Below are 15,441 nucleotides of genomic sequence, written 5' to 3'. Positions count from 1 at the left end.
GAGCCGATCTCGGTCTTGGTGGGGCCGCCGGTCTCCTTTTTGTTGGGGCCGCCGGTTTCGGAGAAGGTGTTGCCCTGCCAGGCGCTGTACTGCGGCATGCCCGCCGCGTTCTGCGCGCTGGCTTGGTAATAGTTCTGGAACGCTTGCACGTTCGTCTGGCCCTGCTCGTTGTACTTTTTGATCTCGTCGTCTTTGTCGCTGAACGGGTTCATGTGGTCGATGAGCCCGGCGTGCGGCGGGTTCGCGGCGATCTCCTGCACCTGCCGGTGGGCGGCGTCGAAGGCCTCCCCTTGGTTGGTCAGGTAGCTGCCGCTCTTCTGGAGGTTGCTGGCGGAATCGCGCAACCAGATGCCCAGCGGATGCGCGCCGGCCTGGACCTGCTGCGACGCGTCACCCTGCCAGGCCGCGTCCATCGCCTTGTTGATCTCGTCGATCAGTGCGGCGCGATTGTCATGCACCGAGTGGAGCTTCGACGCGGCGCCGGCCCCCTCGTGCAGCGAATCCGCGGTGCCAGGGTGAATCTGCTCCCAGATCTGCCGCGCATCGATCGTGCGGCCGCCGATGCTGGCCTGCTGGTGCTGCGCCTCCGGCCCGGAGAACAACCCGACGAGTCCCCCCGTCATCGTGCCGATCACGGTGCCGGCACCAGGCATGATCGTGGTGCCGATGACCATGCCCGTCATCGCGGGATTCCCCATATCGCTCATCCCCTCCTATGAGCCCTGCAGATGCTGCACCATCGCGGTAGCCACCCGCTCCACGACAGGACACGGATTCGACTTGTTCGGCCCATCCAGAATCTGGGTCTGCACGTTAACCGCCAGCTGATCTGTCACGCCAACCCAAAGTGAGCAGTCGCCACCCGACCGGTCCAAGATGCCGGCATAGACGGCCGGATAACCACTGACCGTCGTGGGCTCGAAGTACTTGTCGTTGCCACGGGTGGCGTATACGTCGCTCAACCCGTTCTTGTTCGGCGTCACCGCCGTGATGGAGACCTGGTTGGCGTCGTAGGTGTCCGACCTCCACGTACAGGTTGCGCCGGTTTGATCCTGCCGCTTGGTACCAGTGGCAGCGAGACCGAGCTTGTAGACCTGATCCGCGGAGAGCCCCCCGTTGCACGGGTTGGCCAACAGCGCGGCGGTCGGGAGGGGGCTGGGCACCGAAGGAGCCTCGCCGCCACCTTGGCTGCTCGATGCCGGGGTGCCGGTGGCGGAGGCAGGTGGTGGAATGCTGCCAGCGTTGGTCCCGCTGGAGCATGCCGAAAGCACTCCGGCGGTGGCCAGCGCGGCCGCACCGAGCTGGAGGGCCCGGGTCTTGCTCATGTGATGTCCCGTCCCTGCTGCGCGGCCTTCTGCCGTGCGTCGTCGTCGGTCTGCGCGATCTTGCCGCTGGCCTGCTCGAGCGCGTTGATGTAGTTGTGGATGTATTCGCGCATGCGCTGGTGTTGCTGGAGCAGTGTGTCACCTGACGGACCTGCGCCCTGCTTGATGAAGTCGCCGCTGGCGAACTCGGCACCAGGCGGACGTACGTTGGCGATGGTTTGAGCCTGCGTGATGTCGGCTTCGACGTCAGTGAGCAACTGGTGCCACTTGTTGATGACGCCTTGCACTTGGTCCGGGTCGAACTTGTAGCCGCCGGGAGAGCCGTTGGTGCCGACCTGGATGGGGGCCGGCGGTGGTACCGAGGTCAGCGTGTCCACCGGCATGTTGCCCGATGTCGGCTGCGTCATGATCGTGATTCCCCTTCGCTACGTCCCCACTCCGCGCGAGATCAGCAGCTTGGATGCTAGCGCAGGTCAGGTGGTTCCCGTGCCCAAAAGGGAAAAGCCCCCTTTCGGTGGGAAAGAGGGCTTTTCGCGTGACGGACGACCGGGACTACTGACCGGCCTTGATCTCGAGCCGCACCGAGGCCTGCACGGTCGGGTGCAGGCGGGCGTTGACCTGGTGCTTGCCGACGGTCTTGATGTGCCCGTCGGTCTCCAGGATGCGCTTGTCCAGCAGCGGGCCACCGGCCGCCTTGATCGCGGCGGCGATGTCCCCGGTGGTCACCGAACCGAACAGCTTCTTGGAGCCCTCGGCCGCCTTCGCCACGAGCGGGACGGTGCCCAGCTGCTCCAGGGCGTTCTTGATCTCCTTGGCGTGGTCCAGGTCCCGGATCCGGCGTGCCTCCTGGGTGCGCCGGATGGTCTGCACGTTCTTCTCCGCGCCCTTGGTGGCCACGATGGCGTAGCCCCGTGGGAGCAGGTAGTTGCGTGCGTACCCGTCCTTGACCTCGACGATGTCGCCTGGTCCGCCGAGATTGGCCACGTCGGTGGTCAGAATGATCTTCGCCATGACGTGCCTCCTCAGCGGGCGGTCGAGGTGTAGGGCAGCAGTGCCATCTCGCGGGCGTTCTTGACCGCGATGGCGATGTCACGCTGGTGCTGGCTGCAGTTGCCGGTCACCCGGCGGGCACGGATCTTGTTGCGGTCGGAGATGTACTTCCGCAGCAGGTTCGTGTCCTTGTAGTCGATGAATTCCGGACGGCCCTTCTGCTCGGCCTTGCAGAACACACAGACCTTCTTCTTGGGCTTGCGAATGGGTGGCTTGGCCACGGTGATGCTCCTGGTAACTGAAAAGAGAGTGGTTGGTTAGAAAGGGGGTTCGTCCGCGAAACCGCCGCCGCCCCCGGCCGGCGGGGCAGAACCCCACGGGTCGTCGGCGGGCGCGCCGCCGCCGTATCCGCCGCCGCCACCACCGGTACCCCCGGTGCCGCGGCTGACCTTGTTGACCTTGGCGGTGGCGTAACGCAGCGACGGACCGATCTCGTCGACCTCGAGCTCGACGACGGTCCGCTTCTCGCCTTCCTTGGTCTCGAACGAACGCTGCTTGAGCCGGCCCTGCACCACGACGCGAGCGCCGCGAGTCAGGCTCTCGGCCACGTTCTCCGCTGCCTGCCGCCAGATGTTGCAGCGCAGGAACAGCGCCTCGCCGTCCTTCCACTCACCGCTCTGGCGGTCGAAGGTTCGCGGGGTCGAGGCCACGGTGAAGTTCGCGACCGCGGCGCCCGACGGAGTGAAGCGCAACTCGGGGTCGGCTGTCAGGTTGCCGACCACGGTGATGACGGTGTCTCCGGCCATGATCGCCTCAGGCCTTCGCCGCGACCTTGGCGGCCTTGCGCGGCGCGACCTTGCGCACGACCTTCGTCCGCAGGATGTTCTCCTGCAGCGACAGCTGCCGGTCGAGCTCCTTGACCGCGGCGGGCTCGGAGTTCACGTCGAGCAGGGCGTAGATGCCCTCGGCGTGCTTCTTGATCTCGTAGGCCAGCCGGCGGCGGCCCCAGACGTCGACCTTCTCCACGCTGCCGCCGGACGTGCGGATCACGTTCAGGAACGTGTCCAGCGTCGGGGCGACGGTGCGCTCGTCAAGCGTCGGATCGAGGATGACCATTACCTCGTAATGGCGTGACACAACCACTCACCTCCTGTGGGCTCGCGGCCACGGACTGTCCGTGGCAGGAGGGTTTGTCGCAGACCAGGGTACTTGGTGCTGGACAGCGGGCCGGGGCGGGGCGCTATGACAGTTTTCGCAGCACCCAGGTTCGCACCAATGCCGCGCTCACCGCGGCGAGCGCGACGACCGCCAGCAGCATCGGGAACTGCACGGCGTTGCCGCCGGCCGGATCGGTTGCGATCGCGTCGGCCTGCCCGGCGTTCTGCACGGCCGGTTCGCCGCCGATGATCTGCGGAGTGGGCAGCCCGGCGATCGGAGGGCCGGCCGGGTAACGCGCGCCCGGTGCGACGGCGACTCCGGGCACGGCTGCGGGGATGTTGCCGTAGTCGCGCGGCGGAGCGCTCACGGCACCGGTGCCCGGCGGGGTCGCGGGCGTGGTGAGCGGCGGAACCGTGCCGGACGAGGGCAGCGCCGGCGCGGAGTAGTTGCCCGCGTAGACGGTCATCTCGCAGTTGCCGGCGACCTTGTTGCTGATCGCGTTCAGTGTCTTGTGCTTCTGGTCGTCGGACGCCCCCAGACCGGCGGCCGTCTGCAGCGCGTCGGTGACCGCGGTGGCCACGTTGTCACCGGTGATGCTGACGTTCGACGCGTTGGGGACCGTGCCGACGGAGAGCGCGCCCCGCTTGGTGATCGCGTCCGCGAGCCCCGCCGGGTCGACGCCGTTGAGGTGCAGGAACGCCTCCTGCTCCTTCGCGCCGGTTTCGACCAGCCCCGCGAGATCCTTGCCCTGCACCGCGATCTCGTCACCGATGTTGCCGACGACGCTGCCGGTGCAGCCCTGCGCGAGCACTGTGCTGGCGGACGCCGTGCCGGTGAAAACCGCGCCGCTGAGCGCTGCCGCGAGCGCGCCGACGGTGAGCATGCTGCGCAGGCCGGTTCGCATGGGCCGCACGTTACTAGGAAGTAGCTGCCCGCAGGACCCAGGTCCGCACCAGCGCCGCACTGACGCCGGAGAGCGCGAGCACCGCGATCAGCATCGGCAGGCCGGCGTTGCCAGGCAGACCGGTGTGGTCACCGGACGGCAGGGCCTCTGCCTGACCTGCGTTCTGCGGCTTGCTCTGCTCGGCCGAGCCGTTGCCGAGGGTGCCGAACTCCGGTGCGTAACCCGGGATCTGCCCGCCGTAGCGCACGCCGGGCGACGGTGCGAACAGGCCGGCGAGCGCATACGGGATGTCGCTGTAGTCGCGCATCGGCGCGTAGCCGGACGAGAAGGGCAGCACGTCGAACATCGCCGGGTCACCACCGCCGAGTACCGGGCTGCCGGCACCTGGGATGAGGCTCGCCAAGCCGGTGTTCTGCGTGCCGCCACTGGTGCCGGGGCCGGACTGGGGAGGCCCGCCGGCGGGCGGCTTCTGCGCGGCCGGCTGATCTGACCGGTTGCCGCCGGTCAGCACCTGGCCCGCGCCCTGGACCGCACCTGTCGCGGCGTTTGTCGTGCCGGCGACGGCACCTTCGACCGCGCTCGCGACTGGCGGGCCCGCGATCGGAACCGGCGCGACCACGGTGTCCACGACGTTGACCGTGATCTTGCACAGCCCCGACAACAGCCCACCGACGATCGAGGTGAGGCCGTCGGTCACGGTTTGCAGGCCGAGCGGGCTGTGGATCTGGTCACCGGGATGCGCCGTGACGGTGTCACCGCAGTTGGCTTCGATGGTGTTTGCCGCGCTCGCCGTGCCGGGAGTCGCGAGTAGCGCGGACCCCGCCAGCACAACGGCGGCCGCCACGACCGCGGCGACCCTGCGCGTTCGACCCTGCATCCGTGCCCTCCACATGCGGCCTCACTCATTGATACAACGACCGTAACCGTGCGGAGTGACGGCGGTGTGCGAACGAATCCGGTTCCTGCTGCGGCGTAGTCTCGGCCAAGTGAAAATCGGTGCCCATGTGAAGGATGACGACCCGCTGTCGGCCGCGCCCGAGCGCAACGCCGAGCTCCTGCAGTTCTTTCTGGCCGACCCGCAGGGCTGGAAGAAACCGGTGGCGGCCCCGAGCGCGGACGAGATCGTCGCGGCGGGCGTCGAGGTCTTCATCCACTCGCCGTATGTGGTGAACGTGGCGTCGATGAACAACCGGATCCGCATCCCGTCGCGCAAGGCGGTGGCGCAGCACGCGGCGGCGGCCGCGGAGATCGGGGCCCGTGGATTGATCGTGCACGGCGGGCACGTGCGCAAGGACGAGGATCCCGAGCAGGGCTTGCAGAACTGGGGCAAGTTGTTCGAGCGCCAGGCGGAAGAGGGCGGGTTCGGGGTGCCGATCCTGATCGAGAACACCGCCGGCGGCGATGGTGCGATGGCCCGCCACCTGGACATGCTGGCCCGGCTGTGGGACGTGGTCGGCGACCTCGGCGCCGGGTTCTGCCTCGACACCTGTCACGCGTTCGCCGCGGGCTGGGAGCTCGACAACCTCGTCGCGAACGTCAAGGCCATCACCGGCCGGATCGATCTGGTGCACCTGAACAACTCCCGCGACGAGTTCGGCTCGACCCGAGACCGCCACGCCAACGTCGTCCACGGCGGCGGCACGATCGACCCGGAGCAACTGGTGGCCGTCGCGAAGGAAGCGCAGGCACCAGTGATCGTCGAAACCCCGTCCGAAGGCCAGGCCGACGACATCGCCTACCTGCGCGAAGCCCTCGGTTAGGCCGCCGCCGTCCTGGGTTTGACGGTGAACACGTCGCGGGCGCGGTCGAGCACCCCGCCCGCGGGGTCGTCGTCGCCGAGGAGGCGGATCTTGTCGGTTGCCGGGCGGTAGATTTCGCGGATCACCAGCACGCACAAGCCGACGACGGCGAGGTCACGTGCCACCACGAAGCCGAGGAACCAGTCCTCCGGCAGGCCCTTGTGGTCGACCCCGAGGTAGTAGAACATCCGCGGCGCCCAGACCAGCGCGTCGAGCAACATCCAGCCCAGCAGCAGCCGCCAGCGCGGGATCGCGAGCACCGCCAGCGGGACCAGCCACAGCGAGTATTGCGGGCTCCACACCTTGTTCGTCACCAGAAACGCTGCCACGACAAGGAAACACAGCTGCGCCACTCGTGGCCGGACCGGTGCGGCGAGGCCGACGTACGCGATTCCCGCGCAGCACAACAGGAACAGGGCCGCGCTGATGATGTTCAGCCAGGTCGGCGACTGGCCCGGGGCCAGCGGCCCGTCGAAGCCCGCCCAGCCGGTGAAGTACGAGATGACGTTGTAGACCGAGTCCGGGTCCATCCCGCGCTGGGTGTTGAGCCGGAAGAACTCGCGCCAGCCCGCGTTCAGCGCCAGCGCGATCGGCAGGTTCACCGCGAGCCACACGACCACGGCCGCACCCGCTGTCCTTGCCCAGTACCGGATTCTGCCTGCCCGCATGCAGAGCACGAGCAGCGGTCCGAGTAGCAGCAACGGGTACAGCTTCGCCGCCGCGCCCAATCCGAGCAGGGCACCGGCGAGCACGGGTTTTCGCCGTGCCCAGGCGAGCAGTCCCGTCGCGGCGAACGCGGTCGCCAGCGTGTCGAAGTTCGTGAAGGCGTGCACCAGCACCAGTGGCGAGATCGCGGCGAGCGTCGCGTCCCACGGTCGGCGGTTCGCGGTTCTGCCGACCGCCCACACGGTGATCAGCCAGGCGACCGACAACCAGAGCGCGGTGATGTTGAAGTACACGGCCACCGGCAGCGCACCCGGCAGCCAGCCGGCGGTCGACACGGCGACCCACGCGCTGGTGAGTTTCGCGTTGACCCACTGGAAGAAGCCGGTGAGCACCGGGTACTCCATGTAGCGCTGGTGCGCGTTCGCGGTGCCCTCGTTTTCGACCCAGCTGGTGCGGTACGGGAAGGTGCCCGCCCGGTCCAGGTGCTCGGCGCTGTAGAGGGGTACGACATCCGAGTAGCACATCGCCACGTACGGCCTGCCCGCTCGCCAGTCGAGCTGGTTCATCCCGCTTTCGTCGGTGTACTGCTGGATACAGCTTGCCTTGCCGAACCAGCACAGCAACAAAGCGAGCGTCGCCATCGCGAGCCCGACCCGCTGCGGGGTCCAGAACCAGTGCCTGCCCACCGCCGCGTGCTCGCCCAGCGGCCCGCCGACCACTCTGCTCGCCGCCGCGACGAACGGTTCGGTGCGGCTCGGCGCGTCGCGCTGCTCGGGGGTCAGCGACGGCGGCGCGGGTTCGGTGGCGTGCTCGGTCGACACCCGGGCGATGTTACTGATCCGACCGAAAGTAGAAGCCGGAGCCTGGGCAGGCGCCGCGCCGATTTCAGTGGTTCTCGGCCTTGCGGTGAACGGTCTCGATGCCGGCGAGGAAGAGCTCGATGCCGGCCAGGAATTGCCGGCGGTCGTCGTGTTCGCGCAGTTGCGCCGCGGTCTTGTGCAGGCGCGGGTACTTGCCGGGGTCGAGCTGTGCCCATTGAGCGGCGATGGCCGCGAGAGAAGTGGTCCGATCTCCTTCCGTGTGGGCACGGACCCGGGCGTTCGCGGCGTTCTGGCCGGCGACGCCGAGGATGTAGTTCACGAGCGCGCCCGCCGAGTCGAACATGGCCTGCTCGGGAACGTTGAGTGCCTCGAGTTGCTCGCCGATGCTCTCGTAGATCTCCAACAGGGCGGGCTGCCACGGCTCCCGGCTGAGCTGAGCGCCGATCCAGGGGTGCGCGTTGATCGCATCGAACAGGCTCAGTGCGACCGCACGCAGCCTCTCCCGAGGCTCCGCGTCCTCGGCCACGTCAGTCATGACGCGCGCGATGACGTCGTCGGCGGCGGCCAAGAGCAGGTCGCTCTTGTTCGCGACGTGGTGGTAAAGCGCGCCGTACCCGGTGCTCAGGCGAATGGTGAGCGCGCGCAAGGTCAGCGCGTCCTCGCCGTCGGTGTCGAGGATCTGTATGGCGGCCTCGATGATCAGCTCTCTGGAGAGGGCGTCGGTGCGCCGAGCTTTGGTCGCCATGGCTTCAGTCTCGCACGAGCCGACAAGATTGGATTGATCCAATGCTGTGCTAGCTTTTGGAGTGTCAATCCAATCAAGTAAGGGGGGCGATGTCATGGCAACGTCAGTCACGGTTATCGGTGCTGGGCTCGGTGGTCTGGTGCTGGCTCGTGTCCTGCATGTCCACGGCGTCCCGGTCACGGTCTACGAGGCGGAGCGTTCGCCGACCGCACGCGCGCAGGGCGGGCTACTCGACATCCACCCATGGAACGGCCAGCCGGCGCTGGAGGCGGCCGGCCTGATCGAGGAGTTCCGCGGTCTCGTTCTGCCCGGCCGAGAGTCCTACCGAGTGCTCGACCGTGAGGGGACCGTGTGGCTCGACCACCCCGACGAAGGAGCCGGGGATCGACCGGAGGTGCAGCGTGGCGACCTGCGGCAACTGCTCCTCGACTCGCTTCCGGCCGCCACCGTGCGATGGGGGCACAAGGTCGTCGAGGTGCGGGCTCTCGGAGAGGGTCGCCACGAGGTTGTCTTCGCGGACGGCGCCGCCACCACCGCGAGCCTGCTGGTCGGCGCGGACGGCGCATGGTCACGGGTCCGTCCGCTGCTTTCGAGCGCCATCCCCGAGTACGCCGGCGTCTCGACGGTCGAGACCTTCCTGCTCGACGGCGACACCCGGCACCCCGCGGCGGCCCGGCTGGTGGGCGGCGGGTCACTGATGGCGCTTGCCCCCGGCAGGGGGATTCTGGCTCATCGGGAAAACGGTGGGACCCTCCACGTCTACGGCCAGCTGTGCACACCGGAGGACTGGCTCGCCTCTATCGACTTTGCCGATCCCGCCGCCGCGTCGGCGCGGGTCGTCGAGGAGTTCGACGGCTGGGAGCCCGAGCTCACCACGCTGATCACCGACGGCGACACGCCGCTGGTCCCGCGGCCCCTCTACAGCCTGCCCGCCGAACACCGCTGGGACCGGGTGCCGGGAGTGACCCTGCTCGGCGACGCCGCCCACCTCGCGCTCCCCAACGGCGAAGGCGCCAACGTGGCGATGCAGGACGGCGCCGAACTCGGTCAAGCCATCGCCGCGCACCCCGGAGATCCGGAGACCGCGCTCGCCGAATACGAGCGGGCAATGTTCCCGCGCGCCACCGCCGCAGCCGCGGAAGGCACGGACTTCCAGCTGATGTTCGCTGACGATGCGCCCCACGGAGTGATCGCGCTCTGGACGGGAGCCGAGCCGACCCCATGAAGCCGGCACACCTCAGCCGGTCGGGGTCGTCGATGTTCCGCCGAAGCCATTGCGGGGATTGCTGGTGGGGAAGATCCCGGTGGGCATGGACGGTTTTGACGATTTCGACGGCGACGAGGGCGTAGAACTCGTCGACGACGGGGGCGGCGGCGTTGAGGTGGTCGTTTCCGTCGTAGGCGGCTGCGTCGAGGTCGGGGCCGGCGGCTTCGTCGCCGGGTCGTCGACGGACGCCGTCGCGCTCTTGCCGATCGGCTCCACCGTGGAGAACTTCTCGGCCGGCTTGTTCTGCAGGTAGTTGTTCATGAACTCCTGCCACATCTGCGCCGGCAGCCCGCTACTGCCGACCGGCTTGCCGTTCTTGTCCTTCAACGGCTGGTTGCCGCCGGTGCCGACCCACGACGACACCGCGATCGACGGCGTGTAGCCGACCATCCACACCTGCGAGTTGTCGTTCGAGTTACCGCTCGCGTTCGGGCCGCTCGCGTCGTACTGCTGGGTACCGGTCTTGCCGGCGCATTCGTGGTTCGACGGGCATTTCAGGTGCGAGAAATCGATCACCGGCTTGAGTGCCATGGTGACGTTGCCCGCGATCTGCTTGCTCTTGTCGGCGTTGTTCGTGGCGAACGCCGGGGCCGGGTTGCTCGGCGTCTGGTACACGACGTTGCCGCCAGGGTCGGTCACCTTGGTCACGAAGTGCCGCTGCAGCGCGATGCCGTCGTCGGCGAACGTGGCGTAACCCGTTGCCATGTCGAGCGGGGTGACCTCGGTCGTACCACCGCCGAGCGAGATGTTGTTGTCGACCGAGATCTTGTCGAGGCTGGTGACGCCGGCCTGCTTCGCCGCGTCCTTCACCGCTTGCGGCCCGGTCACGTTGGCCACCAGGTCGAAGAACACGGTGTTGGTGGAGCGCATCATCGCCTCGGCGACCGTGCACTGCGTCGAGCAGCTGTTGGACGAGCCCGCGTTGTTGATGTAGCGGGGTTTCCCGTTGACGGTGCCGAACTGACGGTGCGTGGAGCCGTCGAACGTCTCGCCGAGACCCTTGCCCATCTTGAGGAACGCGGTCGCGTCGAACGCCTTGAAGGACGAACCCGGGTTCCGCTTGGTATTGGCCCAGTCCACCGCGTTCGTCTTGTCGTTGGGGCCGCCGTAATAGGCGAGCACCGCGCGTGTCTTGGGATCAACGGCCACCATCGCGTTCCGCAACGTGTCCGGCTGGCTGTCCATGTACTTGTGCGCGGTGTCCTCGAGCAGCTTCTGCGCCGACGGATCGACCGTCGTGTAGATGTTGTAGCCGCCTGCCTGCAGTTTCTCCTTCGAGAAGCCTGCCGCATCGAGCTCGTCCTCGACCTGGCCCTGGATGAACGCCTCCGGACCCTTGATCGCCTGCGGCTTGGTCTGGTCCTTCGGCAACGGAGCCGGGAACTGGGCCGCCTGGCGGTCGGTTTTTGGCAACCAGCCGTACTTGACCATGTTGTCCATCACGTAGTTCCAGCGCCACTGGGTGTATTCGGTGTTCTCCGACTTGCTGGGGCCCTGGATCAACCCGGCCAGCAAAGCCGCCTCCGAAGGGCTCAGCTGCGCGGCGTCCTTGTTGAAGTACGCGTGCGATGCGGCCTGCACGCCGTAGGCGTTCCGTCCGAAGTAGACGATGTTCAGGTACGCCGTGATGATGTCTTCCTTGGGCTGGGTCTGGTTCATCTTGAACGACTTGACCAGCTCGGTGGCCTTACGGGTGAGCGTCGGCGCCTCGTTCTCCGTGGCCTTCTTGATGTACTGCTGGGAGATGGTCGAACCACCGCCCTGACCGCCGGTGAGGTTGTTGTAGACCGCGCGCACGATACCGAGGACGTCGAACCCGTTGTTGGTCTCGAAGGTCGCGTCTTCGGCTGCGTACACCGCGTGTTTGACCGTCTCGGGGATCTGGCCTGGCTTGAGGATCTCGCGGTTCCCGGTGTCCGGAACCTCCTTGCCCATCACCGAATTGTCGCCGTAGTAGTAGGTGACGACCTGGCTTTGCTGTGCCAGCACCTCTTCCGGGGTGGGCACGTCGACGAGGAAGTACGCGATGGTGAACGCGACCGCGGGCACGATCACGCCGAGGCCGAACATCACGTAGAGCGTGCGGCGGACGATCTTCCAGCGGCGCTTCCTGCGTTGCAGTGGTGTCAACGCGGCCTTCCCGTTCCGCTCCGCGCCGTTCCGCTCGGCCGCGGGCTCCTGCGCCGGTTCGTCCGGGGAGAACTCGTCGAAGCGGGCCTGCTCGTCGTCCTGGTCGTCGGCGGGGTAACCGCCGAGCGGATTGTGCGTGAGCAGACCGGGATCGCGCTGGGGCGGCGGACTGTAGCCGCCGCCGTTGGGTCCGGCGGGCGGTGGCCCCGGCCGGCGGGGCGGCATCGGGCGCCCGGCCGGTGGCACCCGGCGCTGGGTGGCGCCGTCGTCATCACCGGTGGGCCAGCCGGGTTGCTGGGGGGAATCACCGGGCCACTGCGGACGGCGCGGCGGCTCGCCGCCAGGACGGCGTGGCCCGCCCCGCTGCGCAGGGCGGAACTCATCAGGCTCCTGACCTGGCCAGGAGCGGTTGTACTCGTCGTTCACGAAAGAGCCTCCCAGAACGGCGGTTCGGGGTACGCCGCTGGTGTCACCACGGTCTTCGTACCGTCACTGTCCCGCGGTCCTTTTGGCGGACCCGTGCGGTGTTCCCGTGCCCAGGACGTATGACAGCACCAGGTGGTTCCATCGGCACTCGGCACAAACTTCGACCTGGTGCACGGTGAACTCGCCGAACAGCCCTGCCATGCGGGAGAGCTCGGCCGGTGTCTTCGCGGAACCGGCGGCGTGCTTGAGCTCGTCGCCGAAGACCCAGGACACGAGCGTCAGTGCCGGGGAGAGGCAGACCGGGCACTGGTCCTCGGTCGGCTCGCCGTGGAACTTCGCCGCCCTGAGCAGGTACGGGTCCGCGTCGCAGACGTCCTTCCTGCCGAGGCGACCGGCGCGGAAATCGGACAGCAGCGCTCGGCGCTGTAGTCCGTAATCCACGACGTGTCGCTGCATCTGCACGGTGACAGAGTACGTGTCCGACGTTGTGTCGCCATGAGCTGTTGGGCCTAAAGGTCTGGGCGTGGTGGAGGAACACGCCGACGGTTGGATAACTCTCCGGTGAACTCCGCCACCCCGATGAGACGAACTCCGGGCGCTCGACTGCGTTAGGTGCGCCACTCCGATGTATCGAGCCGATATAATCTGACGTTAGGTTGTCGCCATGAGGTCGTTTGTTGCCCGAGAGGGGGCGTGCCGTGCTGGAGTTCGCCATCCTTGGGCTGCTGCACGAGACACCGATGCACGGGTACGTGCTGCGCAAACGACTTCACGAGACGCTCGGTACGTTCCGTACCTTCTCCTACGGCTCGCTGTATCCGACGTTACGAAGGCTCCAGCGGGCCGGCTTCATCGTCGAGGAAGCCGATGAGGTCAGTGAGCACCCGAAAATCCAGCCCAAAACCAGGGTCCGGCGGGCTCGCCGGGTGTACAAGCTCACGGCCGAGGGTAAAGAGCACTTCGCACAGCTACTCGGCGACGCCGGTCCCCAGACCTGGGACGACGAAGGTTTCGGCGTGCACCTGGCGTTCTTCTCGCGCACCCCGGCCGATGTCCGGATGCGCATCCTGGAAGGTCGTCGACGGCGTGTGGAGGAGCGGCGGGAGGGCCTGCGCACCGCGCTCGCCCGCGCCGAGGAGAAGATCGATCGCTACACGCGCGAGCTGCACCGGCTGGGCCTGGAGAGCAGCGAGCGAGAAGTCCGCTGGCTCAACGAACTGATCGCGCACGAGCAGGCCGAACAGCGCGGTGCGCAGAACTGATCTGACCAAGGAAACGACCGAAGGAGAAACCGGCATGGGCGACAACAGCGGCCGCGTGAAGGTGGCCATCGTTGGCGTCGGCAACTGCGCGGCATCGCTGGTGCAGGGGGTGCACTACTACGCGGACGCGGATGAGGCGTCCCGGGTACCCGGGCTGATGCACGTGCGTTTCGGGCCCTACCACGTGCGGGACGTGGAGTTCGTCGCGGCGTTCGACGTGGACGCGAAGAAGGTCGGGCACGACCTGTCCGAGGCGATTCTGGCCAGCGAGAACAACACCATCAAGATCGCGGACGTGCCGCCGTTGAGCGTGCCGGTGCAGCGGGGCCACACCATGGACGGCCTCGGCCGGTTCTACCAGGAGACCATCGAGGAGTCCGACGAGCGGCCGGTGGACGTGGTCGCCGCGCTGCGGGAGTCGGGCGCGGATGTCCTCGTGTCGTACCTGCCGGTCGGCTCGGACGAGGCGCAGAAGTTCTATGCGCAGTGCGCGATCGACGCGGGCGTGGCCTTCGTCAACGCGATCCCGGTGTTCATCGCCTCGAACCCGGAGTGGGCGCAGAAGTTCACCGACGCGGGTCTGCCGATCGTCGGCGACGACATCAAGTCCCAGGTCGGCGCCACGATCACGCACCGCGTGCTGGCGAGGCTGTTCGAGGACCGCGGGGTCCAGCTCGACCGCACGATGCAGCTGAACGTCGGCGGCAACATGGACTTCAAGAACATGAAGGAGCTCGAGCGCCTGGAGTCCAAGAAGGTCTCCAAGACCCAGGCCGTGACCTCGCAGGTCGATCGGGACATGGGCAAGGCGAACGTGCACGTCGGCCCGTCGGACTACGTGCAGTGGCTGGACGACCGCAAGTGGGCCTATGTCCGGCTCGAGGGCCGCGCGTTCGGGGATGTGCCGCTGAACCTGGAGTACAAGCTCGAGGTGTGGGACTCGCCGAACTCGGCCGGCATCATCATCGACGCCGTGCGCGCCGCGAAGATCGCGCTGGACCGCGGGATCGGCGGGCCGTTGCTGTCGGCGTCGTCGTACTTCATGAAGTCGCCGCCGGTGCAGTACAACGACTCCCACGCTCGCGACTCCGTCGAAGCCTTCATCCGTGGCGAAGTAGAGCGCTGACCTGCTGACCCTCCCTCATTCGGGGGAGGGTTTGTCACCCTTTTGACTGGATGTACGTACAGTCAAAGTCAGCGCGAACGTCCGGCGCTCACCGGCAGGCACAATAGAGGGGGTCTGCCGGCGAGCGCCGGATTCGCCAGTGAGGAGTCCGGTGCCCCGATCGTCCAGCGCCAACAAGGAGAAACGAGCCCTGGCCCGGCAGAAGATCCTGGCCGCCGCGCTGCGGGTGTTCGCGGAGAAGGGCTACAACGGCGCGACGATCACCGAGATCACCAGCCGGGCCGGGGTGTCCCGCGGGCTGGCCTCCTATTACTTCCCGAGCAAGCACCTCCTGGTCGAAGAGCTGCTCGACGCGTACCTGGACGGCGTCGCCTCGATCGTCGACATCCCGGGCGGGCCGGACGAGCGGCTCGCCGCGATCATCGACGGGGTGCTCGCCACGATGATGTCGGATCTGCCGGTGCAGGGCGTGATTCTGAGCCTCGTCGTGCAGCCCTCGACACACCCGATCTTCGCCAAGGTCGAGGCCCGCAAGGACAAGCGGCTGCGTCTGCTGGAGGACAGCCTGCGCGACCTGTTCGCGCAGCGCGGCGCGGCGGACCCGGCGGTCGAAGAGATCATGCTGCGCAGTGTGCTGGAAGGCGTCGTCTTCAAGGCCGCGGTCTACGGCAGGCAGTATCCGGTCGAGCAGATCCGCGGCCGGCTGTATGACATGTATGGTCTTCCAGCGCCGCGGACAACGTTGTCAGGAGCCGGACCGGCGCCGATGGGCCGGTTACGGGCGGCGGATCGAGGCTTCTAGAGCCGGCGGCTCTTCGGGGA

At 67.6% G+C, this 15,441-nt stretch carries 18 protein-coding genes; 5 read left to right on the top strand and 13 right to left on the bottom strand.

All coding sequences use genetic code 11. The features are described 5' to 3' along the window. The 9 genes from GKO32_RS32705 to GKO32_RS32665 form a co-directional block, all read right to left on the bottom strand. Positions 1-674 (bottom strand): PPE domain-containing protein (locus GKO32_RS32705; RefSeq protein WP_376766023.1); only part of this gene is annotated, 674 nt, incomplete at its 3' end. A 39-nt stretch (positions 675-713) separates the two neighbouring features. After that, the gene (locus GKO32_RS32700; protein WP_154760767.1) at positions 714-1,325 is read right to left on the bottom strand and encodes a DUF3558 domain-containing protein; all 612 of its coding nucleotides are present in this window, start codon (positions 1,323-1,325) and stop codon (positions 714-716) included. Then, positions 1,322-1,732 (bottom strand): hypothetical protein, encoded by a 411-nt coding sequence (locus GKO32_RS32695; RefSeq protein ID WP_154760766.1) that lies wholly within the window; start codon positions 1,730-1,732, stop codon positions 1,322-1,324. Before GKO32_RS32695 ends, GKO32_RS32700 begins: the two co-directional genes overlap by 4 nt. A gap of 145 nt (positions 1,733-1,877) precedes the next feature. Next, the gene (rplI, locus tag GKO32_RS32690; RefSeq protein ID WP_154760765.1) at positions 1,878-2,336 is read right to left on the bottom strand and encodes a 50S ribosomal protein L9; all 459 of its coding nucleotides are present in this window, start codon (positions 2,334-2,336) and stop codon (positions 1,878-1,880) included. A gap of 11 nt (positions 2,337-2,347) precedes the next feature. Further along, a complete protein-coding gene (rpsR, locus tag GKO32_RS32685) occupies positions 2,348-2,596 on the bottom strand; it encodes a 30S ribosomal protein S18 (RefSeq protein ID WP_236790384.1) in 249 nt (82 codons plus the stop codon). Between the two features lie 36 nt (positions 2,597-2,632). Continuing rightward, positions 2,633-3,121 carry a single-stranded DNA-binding protein gene (locus GKO32_RS32680; RefSeq protein WP_154760764.1) on the bottom strand — a complete coding sequence of 163 codons (489 nt, stop codon included), beginning with the start codon at positions 3,119-3,121 and terminating at the stop codon, positions 2,633-2,635. A 7-nt stretch (positions 3,122-3,128) separates the two neighbouring features. Then, the gene (gene rpsF, locus GKO32_RS32675) at positions 3,129-3,452 is read right to left on the bottom strand and encodes a 30S ribosomal protein S6 (protein WP_312868960.1); all 324 of its coding nucleotides are present in this window, start codon (positions 3,450-3,452) and stop codon (positions 3,129-3,131) included. Between the two features lie 103 nt (positions 3,453-3,555). Further along, complete coding sequence (locus GKO32_RS32670) at positions 3,556-4,377, bottom strand: hypothetical protein (protein WP_154760763.1); 822 nt, start codon at positions 4,375-4,377, stop codon at positions 3,556-3,558. Between the two features lie 13 nt (positions 4,378-4,390). Beyond that, positions 4,391-5,254: a hypothetical protein gene (locus tag GKO32_RS32665; RefSeq protein ID WP_154760762.1), complete on the bottom strand. Its 864-nt coding sequence runs from the start codon at positions 5,252-5,254 to the stop codon at positions 4,391-4,393. A 109-nt stretch (positions 5,255-5,363) separates the two neighbouring features. On the opposite strand from GKO32_RS32665, the gene GKO32_RS32660 reads away from it, so the two are divergent. Next, positions 5,364-6,137 carry a deoxyribonuclease IV gene (locus GKO32_RS32660; RefSeq protein ID WP_312868959.1) on the top strand — a complete coding sequence of 258 codons (774 nt, stop codon included), beginning with the start codon at positions 5,364-5,366 and terminating at the stop codon, positions 6,135-6,137. On the opposite strand, the gene GKO32_RS32655 is transcribed toward GKO32_RS32660, so the two are convergent. After that, positions 6,134-7,672 carry a glycosyltransferase family 87 protein gene (locus GKO32_RS32655; RefSeq protein WP_312868965.1) on the bottom strand — a complete coding sequence of 513 codons (1,539 nt, stop codon included), beginning with the start codon at positions 7,670-7,672 and terminating at the stop codon, positions 6,134-6,136. The genes GKO32_RS32660 and GKO32_RS32655 overlap by 4 nt on opposite strands. Positions 7,673-7,727: 55 nt before the next feature. Further along, positions 7,728-8,408 carry a TetR/AcrR family transcriptional regulator gene (locus tag GKO32_RS32650; protein WP_154760761.1) on the bottom strand — a complete coding sequence of 227 codons (681 nt, stop codon included), beginning with the start codon at positions 8,406-8,408 and terminating at the stop codon, positions 7,728-7,730. Positions 8,409-8,502: 94 nt separating this feature from the next. Here GKO32_RS32650 and GKO32_RS32645 point away from each other — a divergent pair, with 94 nt between their 5' ends. Then, complete coding sequence (locus tag GKO32_RS32645) at positions 8,503-9,633, top strand: FAD-dependent oxidoreductase (RefSeq protein ID WP_154760760.1); 1,131 nt, start codon at positions 8,503-8,505, stop codon at positions 9,631-9,633. A gap of 12 nt (positions 9,634-9,645) precedes the next feature. Here the strand turns inward: GKO32_RS32645 and GKO32_RS32640 are convergent, their stop codons facing one another. Continuing rightward, positions 9,646-12,231: a transglycosylase domain-containing protein gene (locus GKO32_RS32640; protein ID WP_312868958.1), complete on the bottom strand. Its 2,586-nt coding sequence runs from the start codon at positions 12,229-12,231 to the stop codon at positions 9,646-9,648. Positions 12,232-12,294: 63 nt separating this feature from the next. Beyond that, entirely contained in the window at positions 12,295-12,693 is a 399-nt protein-coding gene (locus GKO32_RS32635) for a DUF5318 family protein (RefSeq protein WP_312868957.1), read from the bottom strand. A gap of 236 nt (positions 12,694-12,929) precedes the next feature. Here GKO32_RS32635 and GKO32_RS32630 point away from each other — a divergent pair, with 236 nt between their 5' ends. From GKO32_RS32630 to GKO32_RS32620, 3 genes are all read left to right on the top strand, one after another. Next, positions 12,930-13,493, top strand: coding sequence for a PadR family transcriptional regulator (locus GKO32_RS32630; RefSeq protein WP_312868964.1), 564 nt, complete (start codon positions 12,930-12,932; stop codon positions 13,491-13,493). Between the two features lie 34 nt (positions 13,494-13,527). Continuing rightward, a complete protein-coding gene (locus GKO32_RS32625) occupies positions 13,528-14,619 on the top strand; it encodes an inositol-3-phosphate synthase (RefSeq protein WP_154760759.1) in 1,092 nt (363 codons plus the stop codon). A gap of 151 nt (positions 14,620-14,770) precedes the next feature. Beyond that, complete coding sequence (locus tag GKO32_RS32620; protein WP_208024616.1) at positions 14,771-15,421, top strand: TetR/AcrR family transcriptional regulator; 651 nt, start codon at positions 14,771-14,773, stop codon at positions 15,419-15,421. Positions 15,422-15,441: the final 20 nt, after the last annotated feature.

Source organism: Amycolatopsis pithecellobii (genome assembly GCF_009707865.1).
GTDB lineage: Bacteria > Actinomycetota > Actinomycetes > Mycobacteriales > Pseudonocardiaceae > Amycolatopsis_E > Amycolatopsis_E pithecellobii.
The sequence above is the reverse complement of the archived record's forward strand: the minus strand, read 5'-3'. Positions and strand labels throughout refer to the sequence as shown.

Bases quoted from the DNA above. Each gene is read 5' to 3' on its own strand.
- GKO32_RS32670 (WP_154760763.1), bottom strand. From the start codon at position 4,377: ATGCGAACCGGCCTGCGCAGCATGCTCACCGTCGGCGCGCTCGCGGCA.
- GKO32_RS32695 (WP_154760766.1), bottom strand. From the start codon at position 1,732: ATGACGCAGCCGACATCGGGCAACATGCCGGTGGACACGCTGACCTCG.
- GKO32_RS32680 (WP_154760764.1), bottom strand. From the start codon at position 3,121: ATGGCCGGAGACACCGTCATCACCGTGGTCGGCAACCTGACAGCCGAC.
- GKO32_RS32650 (WP_154760761.1), bottom strand. From the start codon at position 8,408: ATGGCGACCAAAGCTCGGCGCACCGACGCCCTCTCCAGAGAGCTGATC.
- GKO32_RS32645 (WP_154760760.1), top strand. From the start codon at position 8,503: ATGGCAACGTCAGTCACGGTTATCGGTGCTGGGCTCGGTGGTCTGGTG.
- GKO32_RS32665 (WP_154760762.1), bottom strand. From the start codon at position 5,254: ATGCAGGGTCGAACGCGCAGGGTCGCCGCGGTCGTGGCGGCCGCCGTT.
- GKO32_RS32700 (WP_154760767.1), bottom strand. From the start codon at position 1,325: ATGAGCAAGACCCGGGCCCTCCAGCTCGGTGCGGCCGCGCTGGCCACC.
- GKO32_RS32625 (WP_154760759.1), top strand. From the start codon at position 13,528: ATGGGCGACAACAGCGGCCGCGTGAAGGTGGCCATCGTTGGCGTCGGC.
- rplI (WP_154760765.1), bottom strand. From the start codon at position 2,336: ATGGCGAAGATCATTCTGACCACCGACGTGGCCAATCTCGGCGGACCA.